The sequence below is a fragment of the Mesorhizobium sp. M0894 genome, from assembly GCF_040319725.1.
GTDB lineage: Bacteria > Pseudomonadota > Alphaproteobacteria > Rhizobiales > Rhizobiaceae > Mesorhizobium.
This window is the reverse complement of the sequence record NZ_JAMYOG010000001.1, coordinates 151,945-177,416: the sequence shown is the minus strand read 5'-3', so window position 1 is coordinate 177,416 and position 25,472 is coordinate 151,945. Positions and strand designations below refer to the sequence as shown.

Below are 25,472 nucleotides of genomic sequence, written 5' to 3'. Positions count from 1 at the left end.
GCGCGTTAAGCCTTGTTTTCAGCCGATCATGGCGCTGCGGCCGCCGGCTTCCGTGTCGCGCGCCTTGGTGTCGCGCGATTCGAGCATCTCGGCCTTGGAAAGCTCCGCTTCGGCTTCGCTCAGCAATGATTCGGCGACATTTCGCTGCTGGGCGAGGTCGCTTTGCGAATTTCTGAGGTTGTCGCGGCGCAGGCGTGCCGCCTTGGCGAAGGTCGGATAGGCAAAATGATTGATGTCGGTGATGCCGGCCTTCTTCTCTTCGGCCGCGATCTGAAGTTCCAGCTCGACGGCCATGCGCTCGAACTCGGCGATCATCATGTCGAGCTGCAGCAGCTGCCGCCGCTTCTCGCTCACCTGAAATTGCTTCAGCCGAACGAGGTTTTCACGTGACTTCATGATTCGGTACTCCCGGAAACGCACACCTGCACATATCGTCCAATTCACCCGGCAAGGCCCAGGCTTCACCCGTTTCCACCGGCTTTCCCGGAACTATGGGAAACAAACTCCTAAAGTTTTTTGCCGGCGGTAACCATTCGTTTACGGGCATTGTTAATCATACGGCTCAGGACTTAAGGGCGGGTAAAAATTCTGCTACTCGTCGCGAAACCCGGCCAACGAGTCCGAAGAGTCACTTAGTCTGGCTTATTAATGTGCTGCATTAACGGTTTGGGTCTGTGATTCATTATTGGATTCAACAAGGTGTAGAAAGGGGTTAAAAAATCTGATACCGTCATGGACGGGGAATTAGGTTTTATTAACCATTCGATGGCAGCCTCTGCTCAGGCAATCACTGCTCCGGTCCTGGACGGGTCGTGAAATGGTCCGGCAGCAGAAAAGGGGAATGAAATGCGCGTTCTGCTGATAGAAGACGACAGTGCAACCGCACAAAGCATCGAGCTGATGCTGAAATCGGAAAGTTTCAATGTCTATACGACCGACCTTGGTGAAGAGGGTGTCGATCTAGGCAAGCTTTACGATTACGACATCATTCTCCTCGATCTCAATCTCCCCGACATGTCGGGTTATGAAGTTTTGAGGACACTTCGCCTGTCCAAGGTGAAGACGCCGATCCTCATCCTCTCCGGCATGGCCGGTATCGAGGACAAGGTGCGCGGCCTTGGCTTCGGCGCCGACGATTACATGACCAAGCCCTTCCACAAGGACGAACTGGTCGCCCGCATCCATGCCATCGTGCGGCGTTCCAAGGGCCATGCCCAGTCGGTCATCACCACCGGCGACCTGGTGGTCAATCTCGATGCCAAGACCGTTGAAGTCGGTGGCCAGCGCGTGCATCTGACCGGCAAGGAATATCAGATGCTGGAGCTGCTCTCGCTGCGCAAGGGTACCACGCTGACCAAGGAAATGTTCCTCAATCATCTCTATGGCGGCATGGACGAACCGGAGCTGAAGATCATCGACGTCTTCATCTGCAAGCTGCGCAAGAAGCTCGACGCCGCATCGGGCGGGCAGAATTACATCGAGACCGTCTGGGGCCGCGGCTATGTGCTGCGTGAGCCGGAAGATATCCGCGTCAGCGCCTGATCCCGAAAAGTGGATGCCGGTTTTCGGAAAAGAACACAGTAAAACAATAAGATAGAGCCTCATCCCGATTTCATCGGAATGGAACGACCCCTGATCAGGCGGCAATCTTCAAGGCGCGGAAGCACTCGAGCAATTGCGGCCGGTTGAACGGCTTCAGCAGGTAACCCTGGGCGCCGGCGCGTTTTGCCCGCATGATCGCCCCGACGTCGACCTCGACCAGCGAAATCAGAACTTGCGGCAATACCGGGCTTTCCATGGAGCGCACGCGGCGGATGAGGTCCTGCGCCTGCATGTCCGGCAAGGCGCCGTCGACGACGATGATGTCCGGCATGTCGGCAGTGCACATCTCGATCGCCTCATGGCCGCTGGCGGCTTCGATCACCATCATGCCGGAGCCGCCCAGGATACGCTTTGCAACCTTCCTGATGACGCTCGAATTGTCGACGAACATGCAGCGTTTCATTCCCGGACCCTCTTTGCCATGCGGCGAACCGGCAGCGTCGTGGCATCTGCCGGGGAACATAGGCCGATCTGGTAAAGAAGCCGAAAAGCCGTTAGGTAAAATTTTCCTGAAGGTGTTGTAAGCGAAATCTTCTTTCGCAATGCTTCATCCAATCAATCCGCAAGCCCGTCTCGCAGATGTTAAGACAGTGCCGCAAATATGACCTGGAGAAATACTTCGCGCTCTTTTGGAGAACTTCAGGCTACGGAAAGGACGATCTCGTCGGCGGTCGCATGGATCGATATCGTCATGTTGGCTTCGCGGGCCAAAAGCAGCGTGTAATAGGGTTGCACCGAATGCGCGTCGATCGGCTCTTCCGGTCTGTGGCCGGAATGCAATTCCAGGAATTTGGGCGGCACGCGCAGCATCGGGCCGCTCGCCGCGAGCGCAAAGCGCGGCTCGGTCTCGAGGTTCTCCAGCGTGACCACCAGCCTGCCGCCGCGCGGAATGGCGGCGTTGGCGACGAGGATGAGGTTGAGCAGCAGCTTGACCTTGTTCTTGGGCAATAGGGCGCGGGTTCCGTTCCAGACCAGTTCCGGCTTCTCGTTCTTCAGGAAGGCGATGGCCACGGCCTCGGCGTCCCCGGTGTCGATCAGCATGCCGGCCGAACCGGCGGCGCCGAAGGCGATGCGGGCGAATTGCAGGCGGGCGGAGGCGTTTTTGGCGCTTTGGCGGATCAGCTTCATGGCGTCTTCGTCGGCGCCGCCTTCGTCGAGCAGCTCAAGCCCGTTGTTTATGGCGCCGACCGGCGAAATGATGTCGTGGCAGACCCGGCTGCACAGCAGCGCTGCCAGGTCGGGTGCGGAAAGGGTGAAAAGCTCGGCCATCGGCAAAAATCCCTGCAAATTTCACAACAAAATGACCGGGCGATCATGATCACGCCTGTCCACACGAATCACCCTCTCTCCCAAGCATTGTGAATACACAGCGCTTGTGCGTGCAGCAACAAATCCAAAATTATCATTGTCGAAAATGGTGTGTTCACGCAGCCTGGGTGCTGCGCGGGCATGCGAAAACAGCCTTCGAACCGCCATGTTCATGTGAGAGTTTAATGGTTGAAAAAGGATTACGGCATAGTTTGCCCCTAACAGTCATCCTTGACGGCCGCCAAAGAGCCGTGCGGGTGCGAGGCGTCGGCGAAAGTGCTCCCTGACGGAGATTGGAAGCATGGTTTCCCGATTCTACGACCGGACTTTTTTCCGTGTCATCTCAATGACGATCGCGCTCATCGGCCTTGTCGCCTTTTCGACATCGGCCGCGCGGGCGCAAGAGTACACCGCCCAGGAGATCGTTGATTCCGGTCATAAATTCTTCGGCGCGACATCGGGTGGGCTGGCCACGGTCGTCGAGAAGATTTTCGCCACCTATGGCCTGCCGAACGGCTACCTGCTCGGCGAAGAGGGGTCCGGGGCGCTGATCGGTGGCCTGACCTATGGCGAAGGCACGCTCTACACCAAGAATGCCGGCGATCACAAAGTGTTCTGGCAAGGCCCGTCGCTCGGCTGGGATTTCGGCGGCGAGGGCTCGCGCGTGATGATGCTGGTCTACAATCTCGACGATGTGAGCAGCCTCTATAACCGCTTTGGCGGCGTCGCCGGCTCCGCCTATGTCATCGCCGGCGTCGGTTTCAACGTGCTGAAGAACAACAATGTGCTGCTCGTGCCGATCCGTACCGGCGTGGGCGCCCGTCTTGGCGTCAATCTCGGCTACCTCAAGCTCACCCAACGCGCGACCTGGAATCCGTTCTGACCTGCACGATGGCGCCACTGCGGTTGGCCCTGTGATCCCACGGTCTGAGCTTTGCCGCGGCAGACCCTTGCCGTGGTGCCGGATTTCCGTCATGCGAAGATGGCAAAGTCGAACTTTGACCATTGCCTGCCGCCCATAACGGCCGGCCATGCATAACGGATAGTCATCTTGGTCCAGTCGATCCTGTTCTTTGTCCTCGGCTTTCTCTGCGCGGGCTTTCTGGCGCTGATGATTGCCCCGGCCGTCTGGCGGCGGGCGGTGGCGCTGACGCGCAGGCGCGTCGAGGGTTCGATGCCGCTGACGCTGGCCGAGATCCAGGCGGACAAGGATCGCGTCCGCGCCGAGTTCGCCGTTTCGGCACGCCGGCTCGAAATGACCATCAAGTCATTGCGCGAGAAAGCCGCCGAACAGCTGGTCGAGATCGGCCGCGACCGCGAAGCCCTGAAGGAATTGGCGGCCGAGCGGCAGGACAAGAACCGGGTCGTCGCCGACCTCACAACCAGGAGCGAGGAGCTTCGCAAGCGCGATGAGCAGCTGCAGCAGCTGTCGGAGAGGCTTGCGGAGACCGAGCGCGCGCTCGAAAAGCGCGGGCTCGAACTGCGAAAACTGGAGCACATGTATGACGACGCCAGTTTTTCGTCCAGCAGCCGGCAGATCGAGCTGGTGGCGCGCGAATCCGAGCTGCAGAAGCTGGCAAGCGACATTTCGCTGCTGCGCGGCCAGCGCAAGGAGGCGGACAGGCGCAGCCAGGAATTGACAGCCGAAAGCAAGGTTTTGCGGGACGCGCTGAAGGCCGAGAAGAAAAGAACCGGCGACTTGGAAAAGAAGGTCGAACGCCTGCTCGCCACGCTGGCCGATCGCGAGGACAGGCTGGAGCGCCGCGAAAAGGAACTGGTGCGCCTTCGCGAAAGGGCGAAAGGCGCTGAAAGCCCGCCTGCGGCGGCCCTTGCCGGCATGCCAGGAAGCCAGGTCAATGCGACCGCCAACGGCGACATCGAAAAGGCAAGCGCCAAGCTCAATGCCGACCGCGAGCGGCTGGAGGCCAGGCTGACATCGCTGGCACGCGAGAACAGGAGGCTGAAGACAGATCTTGCTGCCGTCGAAACATCGAAATCACACGCCGGAGACGATACCGGCAGCGCCAGCGCGGCATTGCGCGAAGAGATGAACGATCTGGCAGCGCAAGTCGTCGCCTTGACGGCCAAGCTCGACGGCCCGGATTCGCCGATCGCCCAGGCGCTTGCAGCGCCTGAGGATGCGCGGCCGGAGAGCGGCGGACGCAGCCTTGCCGATCGGGTGCGGGCGCTGCAGAAGGCCGCATCGACCAACTGAGACGCCGCAAGCGCAAGAGCGGGACGCCCCCGGCCTAAAGCGCGTCGTGTTCGACCGGCCTCATGCGACGCGCTTTATGTTCTTGTTTTGATGCATGTCGTTACCGCAAAACCGCTGCACACTTTTGCGCGACATGCATCAGGCCCCGGAAAAATGATGAAGTGCGATGGCTGACGCCGCTGCGACGTTCAGGCTGTCGAAATCCTGCGCCATACCGATCCGCAGCGTCTGCAGGCGAGCAAGCAGGCTTTCCGGCAGGCCTTCGCCCTCGGTGCCGAGATAGAGAGCCAGCCGCTCGTTTGTCTTGGCATCGCGAATGTCGATTTGCCCGCGCGGCGACAACGCGAATTGGCTGAAGCCTTGCTGGTCGAGTATGGCGATGCAGCCGGCGGCGTCGGCAAAGGAGGCGAAGGGGACTTTCAAGGCGGCGCCCACCGAGACGCGGATTGCCTTGCGATACAGCGGATCGCAGCAGGTCGGATCGAGAAGCACGGCATCCGCGCCAAAGGCGGCGGCATTGCGGAAGATCGAGCCCATATTGTCATGATTGGCGATGCCGACCAGCACAACGATCAGCGCGCGGGCGGGCAGCGCGCCGAGCAAGGCCTCAGCGGAGATGGCCGCACCTTTGCGGCCGATCGCCAATATGCCGCGATGCATGTGGAATCCGGCGATCCTGTCCATGATTTCGCTGGATGCGACATAGATCGGGAGCCCGGCAGGCGCCTTGCGCAGGACGTCATCGAGGCCGGCCAGCCGGTTTTCGAGTACCAGCACCGATTCTGCCTCGAAGCGCCGGGCGGCGAGCAGCGTGTCGAGCACCACCTTGCCTTCGGCGACGAAACGGCCTTGCCGGCCGGCAAGATCTCGCTCCCGGATGTCGAGATAGGCGGCGACGCGGGGATCCTGCGGGTCGTCTATGCGGATCGGATTCATGGCTTCCTCGGCCGACCATGGCATCGGCCGCGAATCGGGATTCGGTTTCGGAAGGCATGATGCCGGATCCGAAGCTCGGACCGTATCTCAGCGTCCAAATGGATGCACGCCGTTCGAACGGTCAAGCCCAATCACTGGACGCCGGGCCGAGGCCCCCTGGCGACGAGAAATACTTGATTCCCGCGGCACGGCCCTTCGGCCAAGCCGCTTCAATTCAGAATTTCGATCGGGCGAAGGAACCACACAGGGCCATGCCGCGTCATAGAAGCGGGCTCCTGCTGCAGTCCTGGGAGGACATCGATGATCAGGCTCCTCCTCGTCTTCGCCGCCACGCTTGCCCTCGCATGCGGCGTGGCTCGCGCAGCCAAGCTCGATCCAGCCACCGTCAATCAGGCCCAATTCACTATCGGCGAACCGAAGGGTGTCGATCCGATGCTGCTGAAGGCGCAGATCCTTCTGGATCGCGCCCGCTTCTCGCCGGGCCTGATCGACGGTCGTCTTTCCCAGAACTTCGCCAAGGCCGTCGCCGCGTTTCAGGCGGCAAACGGACTTCCGCCCGACGGCAAGCTCGATCCACCGACCTGGAGCAAACTCATCGCAACCTCCGCCAGGCCGGTGCTGGTGACCTATGAGGTGATGCGCAAGGACGTGCGCGGACCTTTCACCAAGCGTATTCCGGCCCGCTTGGAGAGGATGGCCCGCTTGCGGCGGCTCGGTTACCGCAATGCGGTGGAGAAGTTGGCCGAGCGCTTCCATATCAGCGAACAATTGTTGAGAATGCTTAATCCTGGCACCAGTCTCAGGAAACCAGGCAGGACGTTGGTGGTGCCTGATGTCGGCAGGGGCGACCCTGCCGCCGGGGTTGCCGCCGTCGAGATCGACAAGGGCGCTCGCCTGGTGCGTGTGCTCGACCGTGCCGGCAAATGGCTGGCGGTCTACCCCGCCTCGATTGGGAGCGATGAGAAGCCGGCGCCAAGCGGCACGGCAGAGGTCAAGCGCGTGGTGCACAACCCTACCTATCACTACGATCCGGACTTCGCTTTCAAGGGGGTCAAGACCAAGCGGCCCTTCACCATCGCTGCCGGGCCGAACAATCCCGTGGGATTGGTCTGGATCGATCTCTCCATCGAAAGCTACGGCATCCACGGTACGCCCGAACCGGGCAAGATCGGCACGACCTTTTCGCATGGCTGCATCCGGTTGACCAATTGGGATGGCGAAGACCTTGCTTCCATGGTGCAGCCGGGCACGAAGATCGAGTTCAAGGACGAGATTGCGCAGGCCGCCGACGAGCGCGCTGAGTAGCAGGCGGACTTGGCAGCAAAGCGGACTTGCCGGCCAAACGGACTTGGCGGGGCATCCTCCGCTCCGGCCGCTCCGGCCGCTCAGGTCCCGGCGCGACGCAGCCGGTGAGCCATCTGCGACAGTTCACCTTCGCCGAAAATGCCGTCCAGCATGTGCAGCAATTCGCGCACCGCGCCGGATTTGCAGGAATAATAGATCATTTGCCGATCGCGGCGAGTCTCGACAAGGTCGGAAGCCCTGAGCTTGGCCAGATGCTGCGACAAAGCGGATTGGCTGAGCGACACTTTCTCGGCTATGGCGCCGACCGACATTTCGCCCTCGGCCAGATAGCTCATGATCAACAAACGTTTTTCGTTGCCCATCAGCGTCAGAAACGCGGCCGCGGCTCCGGCGTTGGCGACTAGCTTGTTCGAGACCATAGATCCCCCATGCCTTCCTGCTCATCCGCCGCTATGGGGGCAATAGCGTCGGATTCCATAGACTTTCCCTATAGATGCACGCCAGCGATTCAGCGTCACTCGCAAAGGTAGAACATTTCGCTCAAATCTCAAGGCTTGCTTTCCATGCAAGCCGATTAACTGTGCGGCTGTGATCAATTTGCCGATCGGGCAGCCTTTGCCATGTCGACCAGGACAGGCCTGAGGTCGCGTGCCGCCTGCAGCGGATTGGGAAAAAAGACCCGGCAGACATTGTCGCCGGATACGAGATCCATCCCGTCGGCGTCGAAGCCGGTGACGATCCAGCCGTCGCGCTCGGCCCCGCCGAAATGACTTGCGTAGAGGGCAATCGCATCGAGATGGTCGGCGTTCATGTGGTCGAGTGCCGATTGCTCGCCGGCGGCAAGCTCTTCAACGATTGCTCCCGTCGCGACCAGATCGGCGCGTTCGAGCAGATAGGCCTTGCCGAAGCCGCCGTTCAGGCTGGCGCGCTCCGGTTCGAGCCGGAAGATCGAGAAGTCGCCGAGCCCGGCATAGAGCTTCGCCTTGGGATTGCGGTTGAGGTAGCGCCGCTCGGCGCGGGCGTGTTCGTTCGATCCGCGTTCGAGCCGTACGGCGCGGCAGACGAGCGTCAATCGCGGATGCGCCAGCGGATCGCCCTTGCCGGGTTCGCCGACGAGCAGCGAGCAGCGCGGGTCGGCAAGGATAGCGCCGGTATGGGCGGACAGCATCGACACCAGGATCAATGGCGTGCCGTCGATGTCGGTGGCGACACCGACCCTGCTGGCCAGCGGCGAACCGGTTCCTGGCTCGAGCACTGCCAGCGCGCCGAAACGGGCGCTGCGGATCAGCGTCTTTGCCAGCCTGATCGCCTCGGCGTCGGTCGCGCGGATCACGTCTTTCCTGGGTTCGTCCAAAGCACCACCGTCGCGTTTACTTCGGCGCCATGCGGATGGCGCCATCGAGGCGAATGGTCTCGCCGTTGAGCATCTGGTTCTCGATGATGTGCAAGGCAAGTGCGGCATATTCCGAAGGCTCGCCCAAACGGGAAGGGAAGGGCACTGCCGCACCGAGCGAATCCTGCACCTCCTGCGGCATGCCGGCCATCATCGGCGTCCTGAAGATGCCGGGCGCGATGGTGCAGACGCGAATGCCGGAGCGGGCGAGATCGCGCGCCACCGGCAGCGTCATGCCGACGACGCCGCTTTTGGATGCCGAATAGGCCGCCTGGCCGATCTGGCCGTCATAGGCGGCGACCGATGCGGTGTTGACGATGACGCCGCGCTCGCCGCCCTGCAGCGGCTCGAGCTTCGCGGTCCGGTCGGCAACCAGGCGGATCATGTTGAAGGTGCCGATCAGATTGACCTCGATCACCTTGCGGTATTGGTCGAGCGGATGTGGTCCGTCCTTGCCGATCGTCTTCATGCCGATAACGATGCCGGCGCAATTGACCAGGATGCGCGGCTCGCCGAGCGTCTCAGCCACTTCCGCGACAGCAGCGGCACCGCTTTCCGCGTCGCTCACATCGCATCGGACGGCAATGCCGCCGATGTCGGCCGCCACCTTGGCCGCCCGCTCGATGCCGAGATCGAGGACGGCAACCCTGGCGCCGCCGGCGGCAAGAGCGCGCGCCGTCGCCTCGCCAAGGCCGGAGCCGCCACCGGTGACGATCGCAATCTGGCCGTTCGGGTTCATCTCGACGTCCTCCTCCGAGCCCAGACTATTCTGCCAAGCCACCGTGCGACAGCGCCGGCATGGTCACGCCATCGCCGCGATGTGCTCGCCAATCCTCGCCTGGTCGGCGTGGCAAACCTCGCCCACCAGCCTTGCCACTGCGCCGGGCACGATCTCGTGCGCCAAAAGCCGGTCGAGGTCGACCGGACGCGGCATCGAGATCTGCCCACGCGGCAGCCTCTTGAAACCGAGCGGACCGTAATAGGGTTCGTCGCCGACCAGCATCACGGCCGGCGCGCCGGCTTTGGCAGCGGCTTCGAGCGCGATTGCCACCAGCCGGCGGCCGATGCCGAGGTTCTTGAAGGCCGGCTGCACGGCGAGCGGCCCTAGCATCAGCGCGCGGCCGGCGCCCGCGGCGATGCGTGTCATCCGTACCGAGGCGACGACGGTTGCGCCGTCGACGGCCACGAAGGACAAAGCCCGTTCATGCGGGCCACCTTGGCGGATCCTGTAGGCAGCAAGCACGAAACGGCCCGGCCCGAAGGCTTCGTCATTGATGGCTTCGATTTCAGGATCATGCGCCGGAGTTTCCGGCAGGTATTTCACGTCGGCAAGGCTCATGGTCTTTGCGTTCCGGTATGCGAGGAAAGGTTTGCTGCAAGCGGCAGCGTTCGCCAGTCAGCGCTTCATCAAGCGCGGGCGCTCTTTCGTCGTCGGTCGAACCGGATCAGGGCAAAGTCGAACATGCGGATTGTCCGCTAGCACCAATTTTCAGCCGCCGCAATCGGCCGGTTGCGCTCGACGACGCAGCTGTTGACGATCTGTTCAGCGCTGGCGATTTCGGCAGGTCCATTTCATGCCCTACATCAGGCAGGAACGCGAAAGGACATTTCATGGGATTGCTAGTCGAAGGCCAATGGCAGGACCGCTGGTACGATACCGGGGAGAGCGGCGGCAAATTCGTGCGGGCGCAGTCGCAGTGGCGCGACTGGGTGACCCGCCACGGCTTCCCGGCCGAAGGGCGAAAACGTGGCTTCAAGGCCGAGCCCGGCCGCTATCACCTCTATGTCTCGCTCGCCTGCCCGTGGGCGCATCGGACGCTGATCTTTCGCGTGCTCAAAAAACTCGAGGACGTGATTTCCGTCTCGGTCGTCCATCATTTCATGGGCGCCGACGGCTGGACGTTCCTGGCCGAGGACGGCGCGACCGGCGACACGCTCTACGGCCTCGATTTCCTGCACCAGATCTACACCAGGGCCGATCCCGGCTATTCGGGCCGGGTCACCGTTCCCGTGCTGTGGGACAAACGCGAGCAGACCATCGTTTCCAACGAATCCTCCGAGATTATCCGCATGCTCAATTCGGCCTTCGACGAATGGGGCGATGCCAAGCTCGATTTCTATCCGCAACCGCTGCGCGGCGAGATCGATGCGGTCAATGCGCTGGTCTATCCCGCGGTCAACAACGGCGTTTATCGTGCCGGCTTCGCCACCACGCAGCCAGCCTACGAGGAGGCGTTCGGCGAATTGTTCTCGACGCTCGACATGCTGGAGGACCGTCTGTCAAGGCAGCGCTATCTCGTCGGCGGCCGCATCACCGAGGCGGATTGGCGGCTGTTCACGACACTGGTCCGCTTCGACCCGGTCTATGTCGGCCATTTCAAGTGCAATCTGCGCCGCATCGCCGACTATCCGAACCTGTCGAATTATCTGCGCGACCTCCACCAGGTGCCAGGCGTCGCCGGCACGGTGAATTTGCACCACATCAAGTCGCACTATTACGGCAGCCACGAGACCATCAACCCGACACGCATCGTGCCGGTCGGGCCTGAGCTCGACTATGGCGCGCTGCACGACCGCGACAGGTTCAGGAAGGCGGCGTGAGACCGGCGCCCTAGCGGAAGGTTTCTGAGTCCATCTTTGCCCTTCTGACGAGATCAGCTTTCAATGTGGTATTTCCAAATCGATTGGAGTAGCCGAGCGACGTTGCCAGGAACGCCACGATGCCGCCGACCATGACGATCTGGACCGACATCTGGAGCGGGATTGCGCGAAACGATCCCGACAGCAGAAGCACGGCCATTCCCAAACCCATTTCTATCAGGCTTGAGAAGCCGACCATTTTCCAGAATTCAGTGCGAGTAAAAAGCCGAGCATGTCGCTTTATAAAAACAAAATATGTCACGAATGCCGCAAAAAGTTGTATTGCGAACTGGATGCCTCTTCCACTTTTTTCCAACCTTGATGGATCTATCCCAAGGACCATTGTCGAAATTAAGGCTGTAGCAAGAATTGTTGTCACAGTAATTGCCGTGTAAAGTGAGATATATAGTACGATTCTAAACCTGTCGTTTTGGCTATGTTTCATTTTTCTCTTATCGCCTAATATATATAGTTCTCTCGGAGAACAATGGATGTTGCCGGCCTAAACCGAAGCAGCCAAAGCTGTTGGAGAGATGATCTACCAGTAAGGCGATGCCGAATTCCCCTCAAAAACTTCGGCAATCCGCCGCAGCGTCGCCGGTGTCGTGCCTTCCGGCAAGCGGTCGAGCGGAAAGAAGCCGGCTTCGGCGATCTCGCGGTCGGGCAGCTTGGGTGCTGGCTGGTCGAACTCCTCGACCAGATAGAGACCGACATGATCGCGGCGGCTGGCGCGGCGGTTGAAATGCAGGGACTTCAGCACCGGCGGTCCGGTCAGCGCGATGTTGCCTTCCTCGAAGACTTCGCGCGTCAGCGCTTCGATCATCGTCTCGCCCAACTCGACGCCACCGCCGGGCAGGTGCCAGCCAGGGACATAGGTGTGGCGGATGAGGAAGATGGAATTGGAGGGGCGGTCGTGGATCAAGCCGCGCACGCCGAGCGTCATCGGCCGCCGCAGTACGAAGTACAGGTGAAACAGCCTTGCCCTGAAGCCTGGCCAGCCGGTCTGGCGCAGGGCTTGCTCCGGATCCGGCGTCATCGTCCGCGAAACCGTGAGTGGAAAGCCGCGCGCGCCTCGCCTATGAAGAAAAGATGTTCAGGCTCGCGCATATTTCCGATGTCCATCTGGGGCCGCTTCCCGATGTAACCTATCGCGATCTCGCCTCCAAGCGCGTGGTCGGTTACGTCAATTGGCAGCGTAACCGCCGCCGCCACATGCACGACGCCGTCATCGACACGATCGTCGCCGACATGAAGGCCAGCGGGCCGGACCATCTCGCCATCACCGGTGACCTGGTCAATCTGGCGCTCGACGGAGAGATCGAGATGGCCAAGCACTGGCTGGAGACGCTGGGCTCGCCGAATGACGTGTCGGTCGTGCCAGGAAATCATGATGCCTATGTGCCGGGCGCCTTCGACAAGACCTGCCGGTCCTGGGCAGCATGGATGACCGGCGACGGCGTCAATACGCCGGTCGACCGCAACACCTTTCCCTATCTGCGCGTGCGCGGCGATGCTGCGCTGATCGGCGTCTCCACGGCGCGCGCCACGGCTCCGTTCATGGCCAACGGCTTCTTTCTGGAAGGCCAGGCGGAAAGGCTGCGCGACATGCTCGACGCCACAGGCAAGCGCGGCCTGTTCCGGGTGATCATGATCCACCACCCGCCGGTGCGCGGCGCCGTTTCGCAGAACAAGCGGCTGTTTGGCATCTCGCGCTTCCACAAGGTTCTTCACCGGCACGGCGCCGAGCTTGTGCTGCACGGCCATTCGCATGTGCCGTCGCTCTTCTTCATCGGCGCCCGCAAGGCCAAAATCCCGGTGGTCGGGGTCGCCGCCGCCGGGCAGGCCCCCGGCAGTTCGCATGCACCGGCGCAATATAATCTGCTCGACATCGACGGTGAAAAGGACAATTGGCGGATCAGGCTGACGCGCCGCGGCCTGACCGGGCCGGCATTGCCGCCCAGCGACCTGCAGACAATGGAGCTTGGCGTCGAAGCCGAGGCGTCGATGGCTGGAGCAATTCCAGGAAAAGTGTGAAACGGTTTTCCGTCCGGAATTGCGTCAAAACAAAGAGATAGAGCGGTTCAGCGTTTCCGTGAAACGCTGAACGGCTCTAGAAGCTGATTTTCATTGCGACAATACGGTCCCAGAACAGCACGAGCGAAATCGCCAGGCCGACCAGGGCGCCGGCGGCGATCAGGCCCAGGCCCGAGAAGAAGGCCGACCAGCCGTTGCTGCGCGCAGGGACATGCAGCGGCGGCTCGGCTTCCACCACTAGGGCGCGTTTCAGGCCGGCGACGGCCTGCTCGATGCCGCATTCCATCATCCTTTGGCGTTCGACGACGCGCTCGGCGACATAGCGCGTCACCTGATCGGCAACGACCTTCATCTCGGTCGACTCGGCGAGCACGACGCGGCCGATGCGCGTGTCCTTGAGAAAGCGGTAGGTGCGGCGGTCGCGTCCCATGGCGACATGGCTGACGGCGTCGATCCACAGCCTTGGCTGCAGGCCGGACGAGACGGCGAAGTCGAAACTGTCCATGTCGGTGGGTACGTCGCCGAACACCGGGGCGAGTTCGGCGGCAAGCAAATCGAGCCGCATGCGATGCGCTTCGCGCATGTCGATGACGACGTCGTCGCGGTCGGCGAAGGCGTTCTTGACGTCGCGAATGGCATCGGACAGTTTTCGCGACTGATCGATCTGGGTGATGTTCTCGCCTGCATCCTTCATCGGCGTTGCCTCGCGGGTTTGGTTAACACCGAATTAACACAGCCGCCGGCAAAATGCACTTGCGAGATCGATGGGTGGGCAAGGGTTCGCTGGAGCAGCACCAGCGCCGCCGCCGTGCCTGTGCGAAGACCGATCAGCTCGCCGCAGCGGCGAATCCCGGACGAAGCCGCCTGCTGCGGCGTCGCATATTGCGACGGATGGCCTCGGCGATCAGGCCGGGCGCTTCCTCGACCAGCATATGGCCGGCTTCCAGCACGTGGTGCAGATGAAAACGCTTCGGCAGGCCGTCCGCTTGGCTGACAGGCAGCACCGCGTCGTCCGTCCCCCAAACCACCATCACCGGCATGTTCAGCGTTTCAAGCCGCTCGCTCGGGATGACACCTTGCCGATCATCCCTGGTCATTGCAGCTGCGAGCTCGACAAGTGTCCCCAACTGGCCGGGACGCTGGCGCATCTCGTTGAGGAGATCGACCCGGTGCTGCGGGGGGTGGCTTTGCGGTCCCGACATGGCGGCAAGGCAGGCGCGGATTTCGTCGGTGCCGGCAGCGGCGGCGTAGCGGCGCAGCAGCGGGCCATTGATCTCAGGACCAAGACCGCCCGGTGCCAACAGCGTCAGCGAGGCCATTCTTTCGGGCTCGCTCAATGCCATCAGGGCGGCCACGGCGCCGCCCATCGAATGGCCGACGAGATGGGCCCGCTTTATCCCGCGTGCGGAAAGGTCCGCAAGGACGGCACTGGCTGCGATCCTGGCCGGACCGCCGCCCGGAAAATCGAACGACAAGCCATGACCCGGCAGATCATAGGCCAAGGTCCGCGCGCCCGGAGCCAGAGGCGCGACCACATCGCGCCAGTCGTCGTGGCAGCCACCGAAGCCATGCAGGAAGACAATCGTCGTCGGGCCGGTGCCCCGTTCGGCAGCGTAAAGGGATCGGGTCATGCAAACTTAATGGGTTTGTGCCGGGATCAGTCCGGATGCCGGGGGGATCAGTCTTTGTGCCGCGATTGGTCTTTATGCCGCGATGGGTTTGGGGCGGTTCAATCGTGTCTGAATTGCGCTTTGGCCGTGCGGATGGCCAGTAAAATTTTCGCGATCAGCTGACGTCGTTCGCGCGCCGGAAGACGTCAGCTGGCACCGCCAAGCCCGGCGGCGCGCAGGGCCTCTACCAGCCGGTTGGTCAGATCGGCGGGATATCTGCGCTCGACGAACGTTGCACGCGGATCGGCTGCGAATTTCGGGAATTTTGTGGTCAATTCCTGCAGCAGCCTGCTTGCCAGCTTTTCGCGGCCGGCAGCGTTGGCACCGATCAGCCGCGCCGCCAGATAATGCGATTTCATTTCCGTCGTTCGCAAGCCGTCGCTGGCAAGCGTCGCCTTGTTCATGTCGCCCATCATGAACTCTCCTGCGAACAGCCCGTAATCCCACCATGTCGGATGGGCGCTGGCGATATCCACCGCGTGAGCAAGGATCGGGGTGCCCTCGCTGTACCTGCCGGCGAAAACGAGCCCGTAGCCATAGGCGGCGGCCATTGCGAGATCGTAAGGATTAAGTTCGTAGGCCTTGCGCATCCAGCGGATCGATTCCTCGGAATTGCCGATGCGCGAATTGAGATAACCAAGGGCGCGGTGCGCATAGGGGCTGGTGGGGCCCATCTGGATGGCGCGATGGGCAAACATCATCGCCTTTTCCATCGTCGCGTCGGCGGGGTAGGGATAATGGTCGGTGACCGCCTCCAGATGCAAGGACGCGAGTTCCGAATAGACGAGCGACGACTTCGCCTCCCGGTTGGCAAGATCTTCGAGGCAGCGGTAGGCGGCTTCGTGCGTCTGCGCGTTCTGGTCGAGATAATATTTGCCGTTGAGCACCAGACACGCCGTCAGCCCGGTCTGGATGCCGCTCTGCTCGATGTAATTGTAGATCGTGCCCGAGGCGGGAAGAGCCGAGCTCAAAATGCCGGAGATTTGGTCCTCGATAGCGGTGTTTGCGCTGTCGCCGGCGGTCAGGTTGCGTGACAGCAGCACGCGGCCGGTCGCCACGCTCTGCAGCTCGAGCATAATGTCGCCGCTGCGCGGCCCGGGCAGGACATCGAACACGAAGCTGGCGGCGTCGGTAAGTGGATCGGGCGGGCTGTCGGCATCACGACCGATGAAGTTGATGGTATCGAAGCCGCTAAGGCCGGCGCGCAGTGATGCAGCGACACGGCGAGCCACGTCGCTGTCGGCCTTGATGGCAATGTAAACCTGGGGGAGGGTTTCAACCGGAGGCGCCGCTATGCTGCCGGTCGCCACCGCGGTCTCGACCGCCGTGTCGCCGCCGGTCAGCAACACCACGCTGCCCTGGCGAAGGATCAGCACACCCAGCATGAGGATGACCAGCGCGATCGCCAGCCAGAAGAACTGCAAATGGCGCTGCAGCGACGGTGCAGCGGGGCTGAGCGCTGGAACGCTCAGCAATGCAGCCGGATGTGCCCGGTTGCGGGCATCCTCCGAGGATCCGGGCGGGGCGCTCGTCGCCGCCTCCTCTGTCGCCGGCTGCGGCTTGCTCTCTGCCTCGGCCTCCGCCGGCAAGCGAATGGCATTGAGTTCGTAGGATGGAACATAGCCGCCGCGCGGAATGGCGATGCGGACCGGTTCGGCAACGCCCTCGTTGGCGAAGTACTGCTGCAGCAGCTCGCGCAGCCTGCCGGCCTGCACCCGCACCACCGCATCGGTCGACGGATCGAAATCGCCGTCCTTGCCGAAGACGTCCATCGCTATAGAGAAGCCCTTGAGCCTATCGGCTTCGCCTGCCTGCTCGCGCTCGACCAGGTAGCGGAGCAGCTTGCGCGCGCGCTCGGATCGTCCGAACGTTTCGCTGGCAAGCAATCGCTCCAACGTTTCGCGCACTGCGGGGGCGGCAGGCGTGGTATGCTGCAAGTGTCGATCCCTTCGAATTCGGCACAGGTTGAGGTACGATCATATAGCGCTGGCGCCGCCTTACAAGCATGTGCTTATGGTGCGATAGCGTACCCACCGGATAAATATCCGGTGGGCTGATGGCGCGGGCCTGGCAGTTTCGGCTAGCCGCCCTTTCGGCCGACGATGCGGTTGGCGGCCGAAACCACGGCTTCGAGCGAGGCGGCGACGATATTGGTGTTGATGCCGGCGCCGAACAGCTTGCCGCCCGGATGTTCCATCTCGACATAGGAAATGGCCGAGGCATTCGAGCCGCGCTGCATGGAATGCTCGGAATAATCGAGCACCGACATCGGCACCCCGACATGGCGCGACAGCGCATCGACGAAGCCGTCGATCGGGCCAGTACCGGTGCCGGATATGGTCACCTCCTTGCCCCTGTCGAGGATCACCGCTTCGACCACGCGCCGGCCCTTGACCTCGGTGTCGGGGTAGGTGTGGTGGTCGAGGAACTTCAGGCGCGCGCCGGGCTGGTCGACATAGGTGTCGAGAAAACGCTCGTAGATGCGCTTGGCCGGCACCTCCTTGCCTTCGGCGTCGGTGATCGCCTGGATAGCCTGGCTGAACTCGATCTGCAGGTTGCGCGGCAGGTTGAGGCCGTAATCCGCATGCAGCACATAGGCGATACCGCCCTTGCCGGACTGCGAGTTGATGCGGATGATGGCTTCGTAGCTGCGGCCGACATCGGCCGGGTCGATCGGCAGGTAGGGCACCTCCCAGTGCGGCGTGTTGGCCTTGCGCAGCGCCTTCATGCCCTTGTTGATGGCGTCCTGGTGCGAGCCGGAAAAGGCGGTGTAGACGAGCTCGCCAACATAGGGATGGCGCTCGGGGATCTTCAGCTGGTTGGAGTATTCGTAGACGTCCTTCATGCGGTTGATGTCGGAGCAGTCGAGCCCGGGATCGACGCCTTGCGTGTACATGTTGAGCGCCAGCGTGACGATGTCGACATTGCCGGTGCGCTCGCCATTGCCGAACAGCGTGCCTTCGACGCGGTCGGCGCCCGCCATCAGGCCGAGTTCGGTGGTGGCGATGCCGGTGCCGCGGTCGTTGTGCGGATGCAGCGAGATCAACAGGTTCTCGCGGTTGTCGAGATTGCGGCACATCCATTCGATGCGGTCGGCATAGATGTTGGGCGTCGACATCTCGACCGTGGAGGGCAGGTTGATGATCAGCTTGTTTTCCGCCGTCGGCTGGACGATTTCGGTGACGGCGTTGCAGATCTCCAGCGCCACTTCGAGCTCGGTGCCGGTAAAACTCTCCGGCGAATATTCAAAACGATAGCCGCCGCCGGCCTTCGCCGCCATGTCGGTGATCATCTTGGCCGCATCGGTGGCGATCCGCTTGATGCCGGCGACGTCTTTCTCGAAGACGACGCGGCGCTGCAGCTCGCTCGTCGAATTGTAGAAATGGACGATCGGGTTGGTGGCACCCTTGAGCGCCTCGAAAGTGCGGGTGATCAGTTCCGGCCGGCACTGCACCAGCACCTGCAGCGAGACGTCGGCGGGCACGTTGCCTTGTTCGATGCACCAGCGGGCGAAATCGAAGTCGGTCTGCGAGGCCGACGGGAAGCCGATCTCGATCTCCTTGAAGCCCATGTCGAGGAGCAGGGCGAACATGCGCGCCTTGCGTTCCTGGCCCATCGGATCGATCAGCGCCTGGTTGCCGTCGCGCAGGTCGACCGAGCACCAGATCGGCGCCTTCTCGATCACTTTCGAAGGCCAGGTGCGATCGGCAAGGCCAACGGTCGGATAGGGCTGGTATTTGCGGGCGGCGTCCGGCATGCCCTTTGCCGCAGGCTTGCTGATTTCCTCTACATTCAGACGGATATCTTCTCGTGCGTTCATCGTCATTTCTCCCGGCGGCTCGCGGATCCAGCTTCAGCCGGATTGGTGGCGAGCGGCGCCTTTACCAGAATTTCGTTCGCTTGATGTGACGTGCCAATTTGTGACTGGCCAAGGAGCGTGCGCGTGAGCGGCAATTCGACCGCCGGGCGCTCCTTCAGCGAACCCGGCGATCGCCGATAAGGCCGAGAAGCAGCAGGGTGGAGGCAAGCGCGCGAACGGTCTGGCCGGCAATGCCGGTCGGGCGGGACGCAAAAGAGGTGGCGCGCGGGCTCATGGCGGATTTCATACAGGAGCGGGCAAAGCGAGGCAAGTGGGAGCCTCGCCGTCGCAGAAGCTGCCGATCTCCCCCCGCAAGGGGGAGATTGGATGTCGCCTTGGTTTTCGCCAACATTCAAAGTTGAGGGTGGGGCAACTTTGTTCTTGCTTTGTGCCGGCAGCTATGCTACTAATCTGGCTATGGTGCTGATTGGCGCCGAGGACCCGCCGTCGAGGCGGGTTTTTTATTTCCGGCACCTCCCAGGAGGAAACATGACCACACCCGATCCGATCCGCCGCTTTGTCGAAGCCACCAATGCCGGCGATAGCGAAGCCTTCCTGGACAGTTTCACGCCCGACGCCTTCCTGAGCGACTGGGGCCGGTCGTTCAAGGGCCGCGAGCAGATTGCGCGCTGGAACCAGTCGGACAATATCGGCGTGCAATCCAGGCTCCGCATCCTCGGCATCGCAGCGAAGGACGGCACCTGCCGCGTTCGCATCGCCGTCGAAGGCAACGGTTTCAACGGCGACGGCGATATGGTCTTCACGCTGGACGGCGAGCGTATATCGGGCCTGGTGATCAGCTGACGCACTGCCCGGCTGGTCTTTACTCCCGCAGGCTTCTCGCCACCAGCCGCGCCACGCTTGGGCCGACCAGAAGCACGATCAGGAAGCGTGCCGATTGCAGCGCCATGACGAAGGAGATGTCGACATGCTGCGCGGCGGCGGCGATGATAGCGACGCTGTCCATGCCGCCGGGGCTGGTCGCCAGATAGGCGGTCAGCGGATCGATGCCGAGCAGGCGGCTGATCAGGAAGGCGAGGCCGCCGCAAAAGACGATCAGGGCAATGATCGAGCCGACGATCTGCGGCAGCGCGCGGGCCGCGTGGCGCAAGATGGCCCTGGTGAAATTCAGGCCGATGCTCCAGCCGATTATCGTATAGCTCAAGGCGAGCAGCCAGGGCGGCAACTGCATGGTCACGCCGAGCCCGAGATGGATCACGGTGCCGAAAATGAAGGTGCCGAGGAAAAACGGCGACGGCAGCCGGAAAAGCTTTCCCGCGAGGCCGCCGACCAGCGCCACGCCGAACGTCGCGGCCAAGCCTTGCGGATCGACCGGCGGGAACCAGACGATGGCCGGCACCTGGATGCCTGAGGTGTCGACCCAAAGCTTGGCCACCAGGGCTGCCGTCATCGAGACGCAGATGACGCGCAGATAGAGCATGAAGGCGACGAGGCGCTGGTCGGCGCCGAAGGCACCGGCCATCAGCACCATGGCGGTGGCGGCGCCCGGCGACGAGCCCCAGACGGCGGTGGTGCCGGGCAGGATGCGCCAGCGGCTGATCAGCCAGCCAAGCAGGCTGGATGCCGCGACCGTCGCCATCACGACGCCGAGGAACAGCGGCCATTCCTTGTAGAAGACGGGAAAGATATCGGCCGAGATGGAACTGGCGACCAGGCAGCCGACGACCGCCTGGGCGGAGCCGAACAGAACCCACGGCACGCGCACCGTGGCGCCGTTGGTGCCGGCAGCGATGGCCGCCAGCATCGGTCCGATCAAGAGCGCGGCGGGAAGGGCGGCGAGTTCAAGCGCGCCGGCAAACAGCACCGAGACCACCACCAGGACCGGCCACTGCCAGCCCTTGTGGATCCGCCCCAGGTGCTCGATGGCCGGCGGGTTCGGGGAAGAATCCATAGATCGGCTCTTAGACCGGTCGCGAAAAAATACGAACCCTTTTTGCGGGGGAAAAGGGCTTGGGTGGTAATGGCACCAGCCATCCGTAGCGATCCTTCGCGCCCCCCTCTGTCCTGCCGGACATCTCCCCCTCTAGTGGGGAGATTGGATGTCACGTCGGCCTTCGCCAATCTCCAAAAAGAGAGCTGTCGGCGAAGCTGCCAATCTCCCCACTTGAGGGGGAGATGGCCGGCAGGCCAGAGGGGGGGCGCTGTCCCGCCGGCCTCTCCTCTATCCCGCCTTCACCGCCGGCAACCCAAACCCACCAACCGGACGCGTCTCCACCTGGAACTCGAAGCCGGCGATGATCGGCCGTGCCTTGGCGATTGCCGCCTGGACTTCGGGCAGCTGCAGCGAAGCTTTATGGCTTTCGGCGTCGGTCCACACTTCGGTCACCCAGATCGCGTCGGCGTCGGCCGGGTCGGTGGCGATGATGTAGTTCAGGCAGCCGGGCATGGCGCCGGTGCTGGCGAGCAGGACCTCCATGACCGCGTCGCGCTGGCCGCGCGTCGCCCGCATCTTGCCGATCAGTCCGTACATTCGCTTTGCTCCGTTGAGATTACGCAACCAGGAGTATGCAGTTCGCCGTCTACGGCATCAACTGGCCGCCATTCACCTCGATCACCTGGCCGGTGATGTAGCCGCTCAACAGAGCGGAGGAGAGGAACAGATAGGCGCCAACGCAGTCCTCGGCGGTGCCGGCGCGGCCCTGCGGGATGGTGGCGATCATGCCTTTCATCTGGTCGTCGGTCGAGTAGCGCTCGTGGAAAGGTGTCGCGATCGTGCCGGGCGCCACCGCGTTGACGCGGATGTTGAAACCGATTAGCTCCTTGGCCATGCCGCGCGTGACGTTGGAGACGAAGGCCTTGGCGGAGCCGTAAAGGCCGGCGCCGCCACCGGCGCCGTTGCGCGCGGCGATCGAGGAGGTGTTGACGATGAAGCCGCCCTGCCGCTTCAGCCATGGGATCGCCTTGCGCGAAGCTGTCAGCACGGAACGCGCGTTGAGGTCCATCACCGCGTCGTAATGCGCCTCGGTCTGCTCGGCATAGGGCACGCGGCCGAGCATGCCGCCGGCATTGTTGACGAGGCCGTCGAGCCGGCCGAAATGTTGCGCACTGTCCTCGACGACGCGCTCGACATCGGCGGGGATCGAGAAATCGCCCTGGGTCAGGAACACGTCGCCGCCACCGTTGCGAATGGTCGCCGCCAGGTTTTCGGCAGCCACCCGGCTCGAATTGTAGTGCAGTGCGACGCGACATTTCTGCGCGGCGTAGGCAAGTGCAAGCGCCGCGCCGATGCCGGTCGACGCGCCGGTGACCAGCACCGCCTTTCCGGCAAGGTCGGGGATGACCAGAGAGGGGCTGACAAGGGTGGTGGTGGCTGGCACGTCTATTCCTCCGGGGGACTCGGCCTGCTCTTCGTAGGCCCTCGCAGTCCTCGCGTTCAAGTCCGTAAAAGCCTATGGCCTGAGATAGGCGTAGCCCTGGCGCTGCAATTCGGCGAGCTTGACGACACCGCCTCTGTCGGCGGCATGGAAGCCGTCGAGCAGGTCGGCCAGGCCGATATCCATGCCGTGCATGGTGTTGGCGCAAGCGTGCGGGCTGAGCCCATCCTGGACAAGGCCGGCGAAACGCCCGGAAATGGCGGCGGATATGCCCTTCGACTTGAAGGCGGCAAGTGCTGGGCCGTGCACGACAAGCGCGATGTCGACCTTGCCGTCGGTGCCTTCGAAGTGGTTCTTGATGTTGCCGAGCACGAAATTGACCTTGTCGAGATCGCTGAGGTGATAGGCGACCTTTTGCCTTTCCTCTTCGACGGCCTTGACTTCAATGGCTGCCGCCTTGGTGGGGCGCAGCCCGAAAAGCCCGGCGGCCCCGGCAAGACCGACGCGGAAAATATCGCGGCGTCGCATGGCTTCATCTCCCATTTAGCCGGCCCGCGCAAATTGCGTGGCCTCGGCCTCGATCCTAGCATAAATTGACGTCACGTCTTGTCGGGGCAATGGAGGGGTAGCATGACGTCGAGGACCATAACGGGGACCATTGTGGGCGCCGGGCTTGGGGCTGCCTTGCTTTCCGCCGTCGGCGGCGCTGCTTTCGCCGATGACACGCTCAAACTCACCGAGCTCAGCCCCGACGGCAAGGACGCCTGTTTCGGCCGCGTCTACGACGCCGCGCATCTCAAGTCGCATCCGCACCAGAAGGTGGCGCGCATCTTCTTCTATTACGGCCGCGATCCGGTCAGCCGGCCAAACGAGGAGCCAAGCACCGGCATCGATTCCTCCTACAATGGCTTCATGGCGACGACGGTACGCGGCGCCAAGGCGCCGGAATGGCTCGGCGGTTGGTGCAGCCATGAATCGGAGGACGGCAAAACCGGTCCGATCCGTTGCGGCATGGACTGCGATCGCACCATGGCTTCGCTGAAGGTCGACGACAAGGGCCGGCTGATCGTCTCGGACGTGCAGCCCGATCTTTATCTCGATGCCGGATCGGAAGACGAGCTCGGCAAGGCGGAGTACGAACGGCAGGCGTTGGGCAAGGACGACAACGGCTTCAGGCTCGATCCGATGCCGGCCGCGACCTGCAAGGCGGAGTTCGCCCGCATCGACCCGATCGATCCGGCACTTGGCCCGCCATTGCGCGAGCGGCTGAAGCCGGACCAGGCCTTCTGCTACGGGCGTGACTATGATGCCGCGCATCTCGGCTCGCATCCCGATCAGCTGACCCAGACGATCCGGGTTTTCCGCGGACCGGTCGAGCTGGCGTCTTTCGCCGGGGCTGGCGATCCGGCCAATTGGCCAAGCGGCGCCGATATCGCCGTTTCGGTCACCACACGGCAGAAATCGGCCAAGGTCACGCAGGTCTATAACTGCCAGGGCGAGGGCGACCAGTGGCGCTGCGCGGCGAGCGCGAAGACGGGTGGTGCCTCCTGCGATATCGCGCAAAAGGAGATTTTCCTCCGCCGCGGCGCCAACGGCACGATGATGCTGGCCAACCCAAACAGCGGCCTGCCGATCATCGATCTGTGCTCGAAAGCGGCGGAAGGCGACACCAGCTCCGACGACAAGGTCTACCGGCTGGAGCCGATGCCGCAGGCGGCCTGCGGGCCTTGATCATGTGACGAGAAGGTGGATGCCATGCGCAAGACAAGGGTTTTTTGGTCCGGCCGCTCGCAGGCGGTGCGCTTGCCAAAGGAGTACCGTTTCGACACCAAAGAGGTTTTCATCAGCCGCCACGGCCAGAGCGTCATTATCGAGCCTCTTGCGCAGGATTGGGCTTGGCTGGACAGAGTGATCGGTCCGCTTGATGACGATTTCGCGGAGGCGGCTCTGGAAAGTCCGTCGGATCAGATCCTCGAATCCATGGCGCGCAGCGGCTCGGAATGAGGGCTACAGCGATCCTTCGCGCCCCCCTCTGTCCTGCCGGACATCTCCCCCACTTGGGGGGAGATCGGCAGCTTCCTCGCGTCACTCACTCCTGCGACTATGGCTATTGGCAAAAGCCGCGGTGACGGCCAATCTCCCCACTTGTTGGGGGAGATGTCCGGCAGGACAGAGGGGGGCGCGAAGGATCACGACTGAGCGATTTTTCTGCGCGAATTGCTTCACGCGAACGGCACGGCCGTCGTGCCCTTGGGCAGTTTCGCTTCGTCGTCGGGCTCGACATGGATGATGACGCGGACGGAAGGGATCTCTGCCTGCAGTGCGTCCTCGATGCGGTCGCAGATGACGTGGCTGGCGCCGACCGACATGTCGGCGTCGACGACCAGATGGAACTCGATGAAGGTGGCGCGGCCGGCGATGCGCGTCTTCAGGTCGTGGACCTCGAGCGCGCCCTTGCAATTGGCAGAGATGATGTCGCGGATACGGATATGTTCCTGGGTATCGACGGCGCGGTCCATCAGCCCGTTCATCGACGAGCCGATGACGTGCCAGCCTTGCCACAGGATGTTCAGCGCCACGATCACCGCAAGAGCCGGATCGAGAACCTGCCAGCCGGTCAGCACGGCGCCGACCAGGCCGATGAAGACACCGACCGAGGTCGCTACGTCGGTCATGATATGCCTGCCGTCGGCAACCAGCGCCGGTGATTTTTCACTCCGTCCGGTGCGGATCAACGTCAAGGCCCAGACGGCGTTGATGACGGTTGCGACGCCGTTGACGGCAAGGCCGGTCCATGGCTGTTCGAGCGGGGCCGGATGCTGCCACGACCACCAGACCTCATTGAGGATCAGCAGGGCGGCAAGCACGATCAGCACGCCTTCCAGGACGGCCGAGAAATACTCGGCCTTGTGGTGGCCGAACGGATGGTCCTGGTCGGCTGGCTTGTAGCTGACCTGGATCGCCCAATAGGCGGCGGCCGAGGCAATGACGTTGACGATCGATTCCAGCGCGTCCGAATAAAGCGCAACCGAACCGGTGACGTACCAGGCCACCAGCTTGAGGCCGAGCACGACGAAGGCGACGACGATCGACCAGAAAGCGAGGCTGGCGACCTTCTGCCTGGCGGCTGCTTTGATTTCTGCCGCGGTCACTGGGGAAGAAATCCCAACACTGA

At 62.6% G+C, this 25,472-nt stretch carries 28 protein-coding genes; 9 read left to right on the top strand and 19 right to left on the bottom strand.

Annotated elements, in window-relative coordinates:
• Positions 1-18 precede the first annotated feature (18 nt).
• Complete coding sequence (locus NKH91_RS00975) at positions 19-396, bottom strand: flagellar export protein FliJ (protein ID WP_023719275.1); 378 nt, start codon at positions 394-396, stop codon at positions 19-21.
• Between the two features lie 450 nt (positions 397-846).
• Between NKH91_RS00975 and ctrA the strand changes: the two genes are divergently transcribed.
• The gene (ctrA, locus tag NKH91_RS00970; RefSeq protein WP_006203583.1) at positions 847-1,542 is read left to right on the top strand and encodes a response regulator transcription factor CtrA; all 696 of its coding nucleotides are present in this window, start codon (positions 847-849) and stop codon (positions 1,540-1,542) included.
• 94 nt (positions 1,543-1,636) lie between these two features.
• Here the strand turns inward: ctrA and NKH91_RS00965 are convergent, their stop codons facing one another.
• Positions 1,637-2,005 carry a response regulator gene (locus tag NKH91_RS00965; RefSeq protein WP_023719274.1) on the bottom strand — a complete coding sequence of 123 codons (369 nt, stop codon included), beginning with the start codon at positions 2,003-2,005 and terminating at the stop codon, positions 1,637-1,639.
• 236 nt (positions 2,006-2,241) lie between these two features.
• Entirely contained in the window at positions 2,242-2,871 is a 630-nt protein-coding gene (gene chpT, locus NKH91_RS00960; RefSeq protein ID WP_023719273.1) for a histidine phosphotransferase ChpT, read from the bottom strand.
• Positions 2,872-3,256: 385 nt separating this feature from the next.
• Here chpT and NKH91_RS00955 point away from each other — a divergent pair, with 385 nt between their 5' ends.
• Positions 3,257-3,793, top strand: coding sequence for a DUF1134 domain-containing protein (locus tag NKH91_RS00955; RefSeq protein WP_245278600.1), 537 nt, complete (start codon positions 3,257-3,259; stop codon positions 3,791-3,793).
• Between the two features lie 168 nt (positions 3,794-3,961).
• The gene (locus tag NKH91_RS00950; protein WP_352846517.1) at positions 3,962-5,125 is read left to right on the top strand and encodes a coiled-coil domain-containing protein; all 1,164 of its coding nucleotides are present in this window, start codon (positions 3,962-3,964) and stop codon (positions 5,123-5,125) included.
• A gap of 138 nt (positions 5,126-5,263) precedes the next feature.
• Here NKH91_RS00950 and NKH91_RS00945 read toward each other — a convergent pair whose 3' ends face one another.
• A complete protein-coding gene (locus NKH91_RS00945) occupies positions 5,264-6,061 on the bottom strand; it encodes a TrmH family RNA methyltransferase (protein ID WP_352846519.1) in 798 nt (265 codons plus the stop codon).
• 300 nt (positions 6,062-6,361) lie between these two features.
• On the opposite strand from NKH91_RS00945, the gene NKH91_RS00940 reads away from it, so the two are divergent.
• Entirely contained in the window at positions 6,362-7,366 is a 1,005-nt protein-coding gene (locus tag NKH91_RS00940) for a L,D-transpeptidase (RefSeq protein WP_352846521.1), read from the top strand.
• An 80-nt stretch (positions 7,367-7,446) separates the two neighbouring features.
• On the opposite strand, the gene NKH91_RS00935 is transcribed toward NKH91_RS00940, so the two are convergent.
• From NKH91_RS00935 to NKH91_RS00920, 4 genes are all read right to left on the bottom strand, one after another.
• Positions 7,447-7,785, bottom strand: a complete 339-nt coding sequence (locus NKH91_RS00935; protein ID WP_023719268.1) for an ArsR/SmtB family transcription factor — start codon at positions 7,783-7,785, stop codon at positions 7,447-7,449.
• Positions 7,786-7,958: 173 nt separating this feature from the next.
• The gene (locus tag NKH91_RS00930) at positions 7,959-8,765 is read right to left on the bottom strand and encodes a HugZ family pyridoxamine 5'-phosphate oxidase (protein WP_198030492.1); all 807 of its coding nucleotides are present in this window, start codon (positions 8,763-8,765) and stop codon (positions 7,959-7,961) included.
• Positions 8,737-9,498, bottom strand: coding sequence for a 3-hydroxyacyl-CoA dehydrogenase (locus NKH91_RS00925; protein WP_352642757.1), 762 nt, complete (start codon positions 9,496-9,498; stop codon positions 8,737-8,739). The genes NKH91_RS00930 and NKH91_RS00925 overlap by 29 nt, the downstream gene beginning before the upstream one ends.
• A 63-nt stretch (positions 9,499-9,561) precedes the next feature.
• Positions 9,562-10,098 carry a GNAT family N-acetyltransferase gene (locus NKH91_RS00920; protein ID WP_352482039.1) on the bottom strand — a complete coding sequence of 179 codons (537 nt, stop codon included), beginning with the start codon at positions 10,096-10,098 and terminating at the stop codon, positions 9,562-9,564.
• Between the two features lie 272 nt (positions 10,099-10,370).
• On the opposite strand from NKH91_RS00920, the gene NKH91_RS00915 reads away from it, so the two are divergent.
• Positions 10,371-11,360, top strand: a complete 990-nt coding sequence (locus NKH91_RS00915) for a glutathione S-transferase family protein (RefSeq protein WP_352884451.1) — start codon at positions 10,371-10,373, stop codon at positions 11,358-11,360.
• Between the two features lie 10 nt (positions 11,361-11,370).
• Here NKH91_RS00915 and NKH91_RS00910 read toward each other — a convergent pair whose 3' ends face one another.
• Positions 11,371-11,844, bottom strand: coding sequence for an ABZJ_00895 family protein (locus tag NKH91_RS00910; protein ID WP_352846527.1), 474 nt, complete (start codon positions 11,842-11,844; stop codon positions 11,371-11,373).
• 93 nt (positions 11,845-11,937) lie between these two features.
• Entirely contained in the window at positions 11,938-12,435 is a 498-nt protein-coding gene (locus NKH91_RS00905; RefSeq protein WP_023719262.1) for an NUDIX domain-containing protein, read from the bottom strand.
• Between the two features lie 53 nt (positions 12,436-12,488).
• Here NKH91_RS00905 and NKH91_RS00900 point away from each other — a divergent pair, with 53 nt between their 5' ends.
• On the top strand, positions 12,489-13,433 hold the full coding sequence (locus tag NKH91_RS00900; protein WP_023719261.1) for a metallophosphoesterase family protein: 945 nt from the start codon (positions 12,489-12,491) through the stop codon (positions 13,431-13,433).
• Between the two features lie 76 nt (positions 13,434-13,509).
• On the opposite strand, the gene NKH91_RS00895 is transcribed toward NKH91_RS00900, so the two are convergent.
• From NKH91_RS00895 to leuA, 4 genes are all read right to left on the bottom strand, one after another.
• Positions 13,510-14,127, bottom strand: coding sequence for a hypothetical protein (locus NKH91_RS00895; RefSeq protein ID WP_352846530.1), 618 nt, complete (start codon positions 14,125-14,127; stop codon positions 13,510-13,512).
• A gap of 133 nt (positions 14,128-14,260) precedes the next feature.
• Positions 14,261-15,064 carry an alpha/beta fold hydrolase gene (locus NKH91_RS00890; RefSeq protein ID WP_352846532.1) on the bottom strand — a complete coding sequence of 268 codons (804 nt, stop codon included), beginning with the start codon at positions 15,062-15,064 and terminating at the stop codon, positions 14,261-14,263.
• 185 nt (positions 15,065-15,249) lie between these two features.
• Positions 15,250-17,040, bottom strand: a complete 1,791-nt coding sequence (locus tag NKH91_RS00885) for a tetratricopeptide repeat protein (protein WP_023719258.1) — start codon at positions 17,038-17,040, stop codon at positions 15,250-15,252.
• Positions 17,041-17,183: 143 nt separating this feature from the next.
• Positions 17,184-18,923, bottom strand: a complete 1,740-nt coding sequence (gene leuA / locus NKH91_RS00880; RefSeq protein ID WP_352846534.1) for a 2-isopropylmalate synthase — start codon at positions 18,921-18,923, stop codon at positions 17,184-17,186.
• Positions 18,924-19,451: 528 nt separating this feature from the next.
• Between leuA and NKH91_RS00875 the strand changes: the two genes are divergently transcribed.
• On the top strand, positions 19,452-19,766 hold the full coding sequence (locus NKH91_RS00875) for a nuclear transport factor 2 family protein (RefSeq protein ID WP_352846535.1): 315 nt from the start codon (positions 19,452-19,454) through the stop codon (positions 19,764-19,766).
• Between the two features lie 19 nt (positions 19,767-19,785).
• On the opposite strand, the gene NKH91_RS00870 is transcribed toward NKH91_RS00875, so the two are convergent.
• The 4 genes from NKH91_RS00870 to NKH91_RS00855 form a co-directional block, all read right to left on the bottom strand.
• Positions 19,786-20,874: an AbrB family transcriptional regulator gene (locus NKH91_RS00870; RefSeq protein ID WP_352846538.1), complete on the bottom strand. Its 1,089-nt coding sequence runs from the start codon at positions 20,872-20,874 to the stop codon at positions 19,786-19,788.
• Between the two features lie 270 nt (positions 20,875-21,144).
• Entirely contained in the window at positions 21,145-21,453 is a 309-nt protein-coding gene (locus NKH91_RS00865; RefSeq protein ID WP_352494776.1) for a putative quinol monooxygenase, read from the bottom strand.
• Between the two features lie 49 nt (positions 21,454-21,502).
• Positions 21,503-22,300 carry an SDR family NAD(P)-dependent oxidoreductase gene (locus NKH91_RS00860; RefSeq protein ID WP_352494777.1) on the bottom strand — a complete coding sequence of 266 codons (798 nt, stop codon included), beginning with the start codon at positions 22,298-22,300 and terminating at the stop codon, positions 21,503-21,505.
• Between the two features lie 72 nt (positions 22,301-22,372).
• A complete protein-coding gene (locus tag NKH91_RS00855) occupies positions 22,373-22,825 on the bottom strand; it encodes a DsrE family protein (RefSeq protein ID WP_352450551.1) in 453 nt (150 codons plus the stop codon).
• A gap of 102 nt (positions 22,826-22,927) precedes the next feature.
• Here NKH91_RS00855 and NKH91_RS00850 point away from each other — a divergent pair, with 102 nt between their 5' ends.
• Both NKH91_RS00850 and NKH91_RS00845 read left to right on the top strand, forming a co-directional pair.
• Positions 22,928-24,028 carry a hypothetical protein gene (locus NKH91_RS00850; protein WP_352846540.1) on the top strand — a complete coding sequence of 367 codons (1,101 nt, stop codon included), beginning with the start codon at positions 22,928-22,930 and terminating at the stop codon, positions 24,026-24,028.
• A 24-nt stretch (positions 24,029-24,052) separates the two neighbouring features.
• Positions 24,053-24,301, top strand: coding sequence for an antitoxin (locus NKH91_RS00845; protein WP_023719250.1), 249 nt, complete (start codon positions 24,053-24,055; stop codon positions 24,299-24,301).
• 218 nt (positions 24,302-24,519) lie between these two features.
• On the opposite strand, the gene NKH91_RS00840 is transcribed toward NKH91_RS00845, so the two are convergent.
• Positions 24,520-25,449 (bottom strand): cation diffusion facilitator family transporter, encoded by a 930-nt coding sequence (locus NKH91_RS00840; RefSeq protein WP_502897764.1) that lies wholly within the window; start codon positions 25,447-25,449, stop codon positions 24,520-24,522.
• Positions 25,450-25,472: the final 23 nt, after the last annotated feature.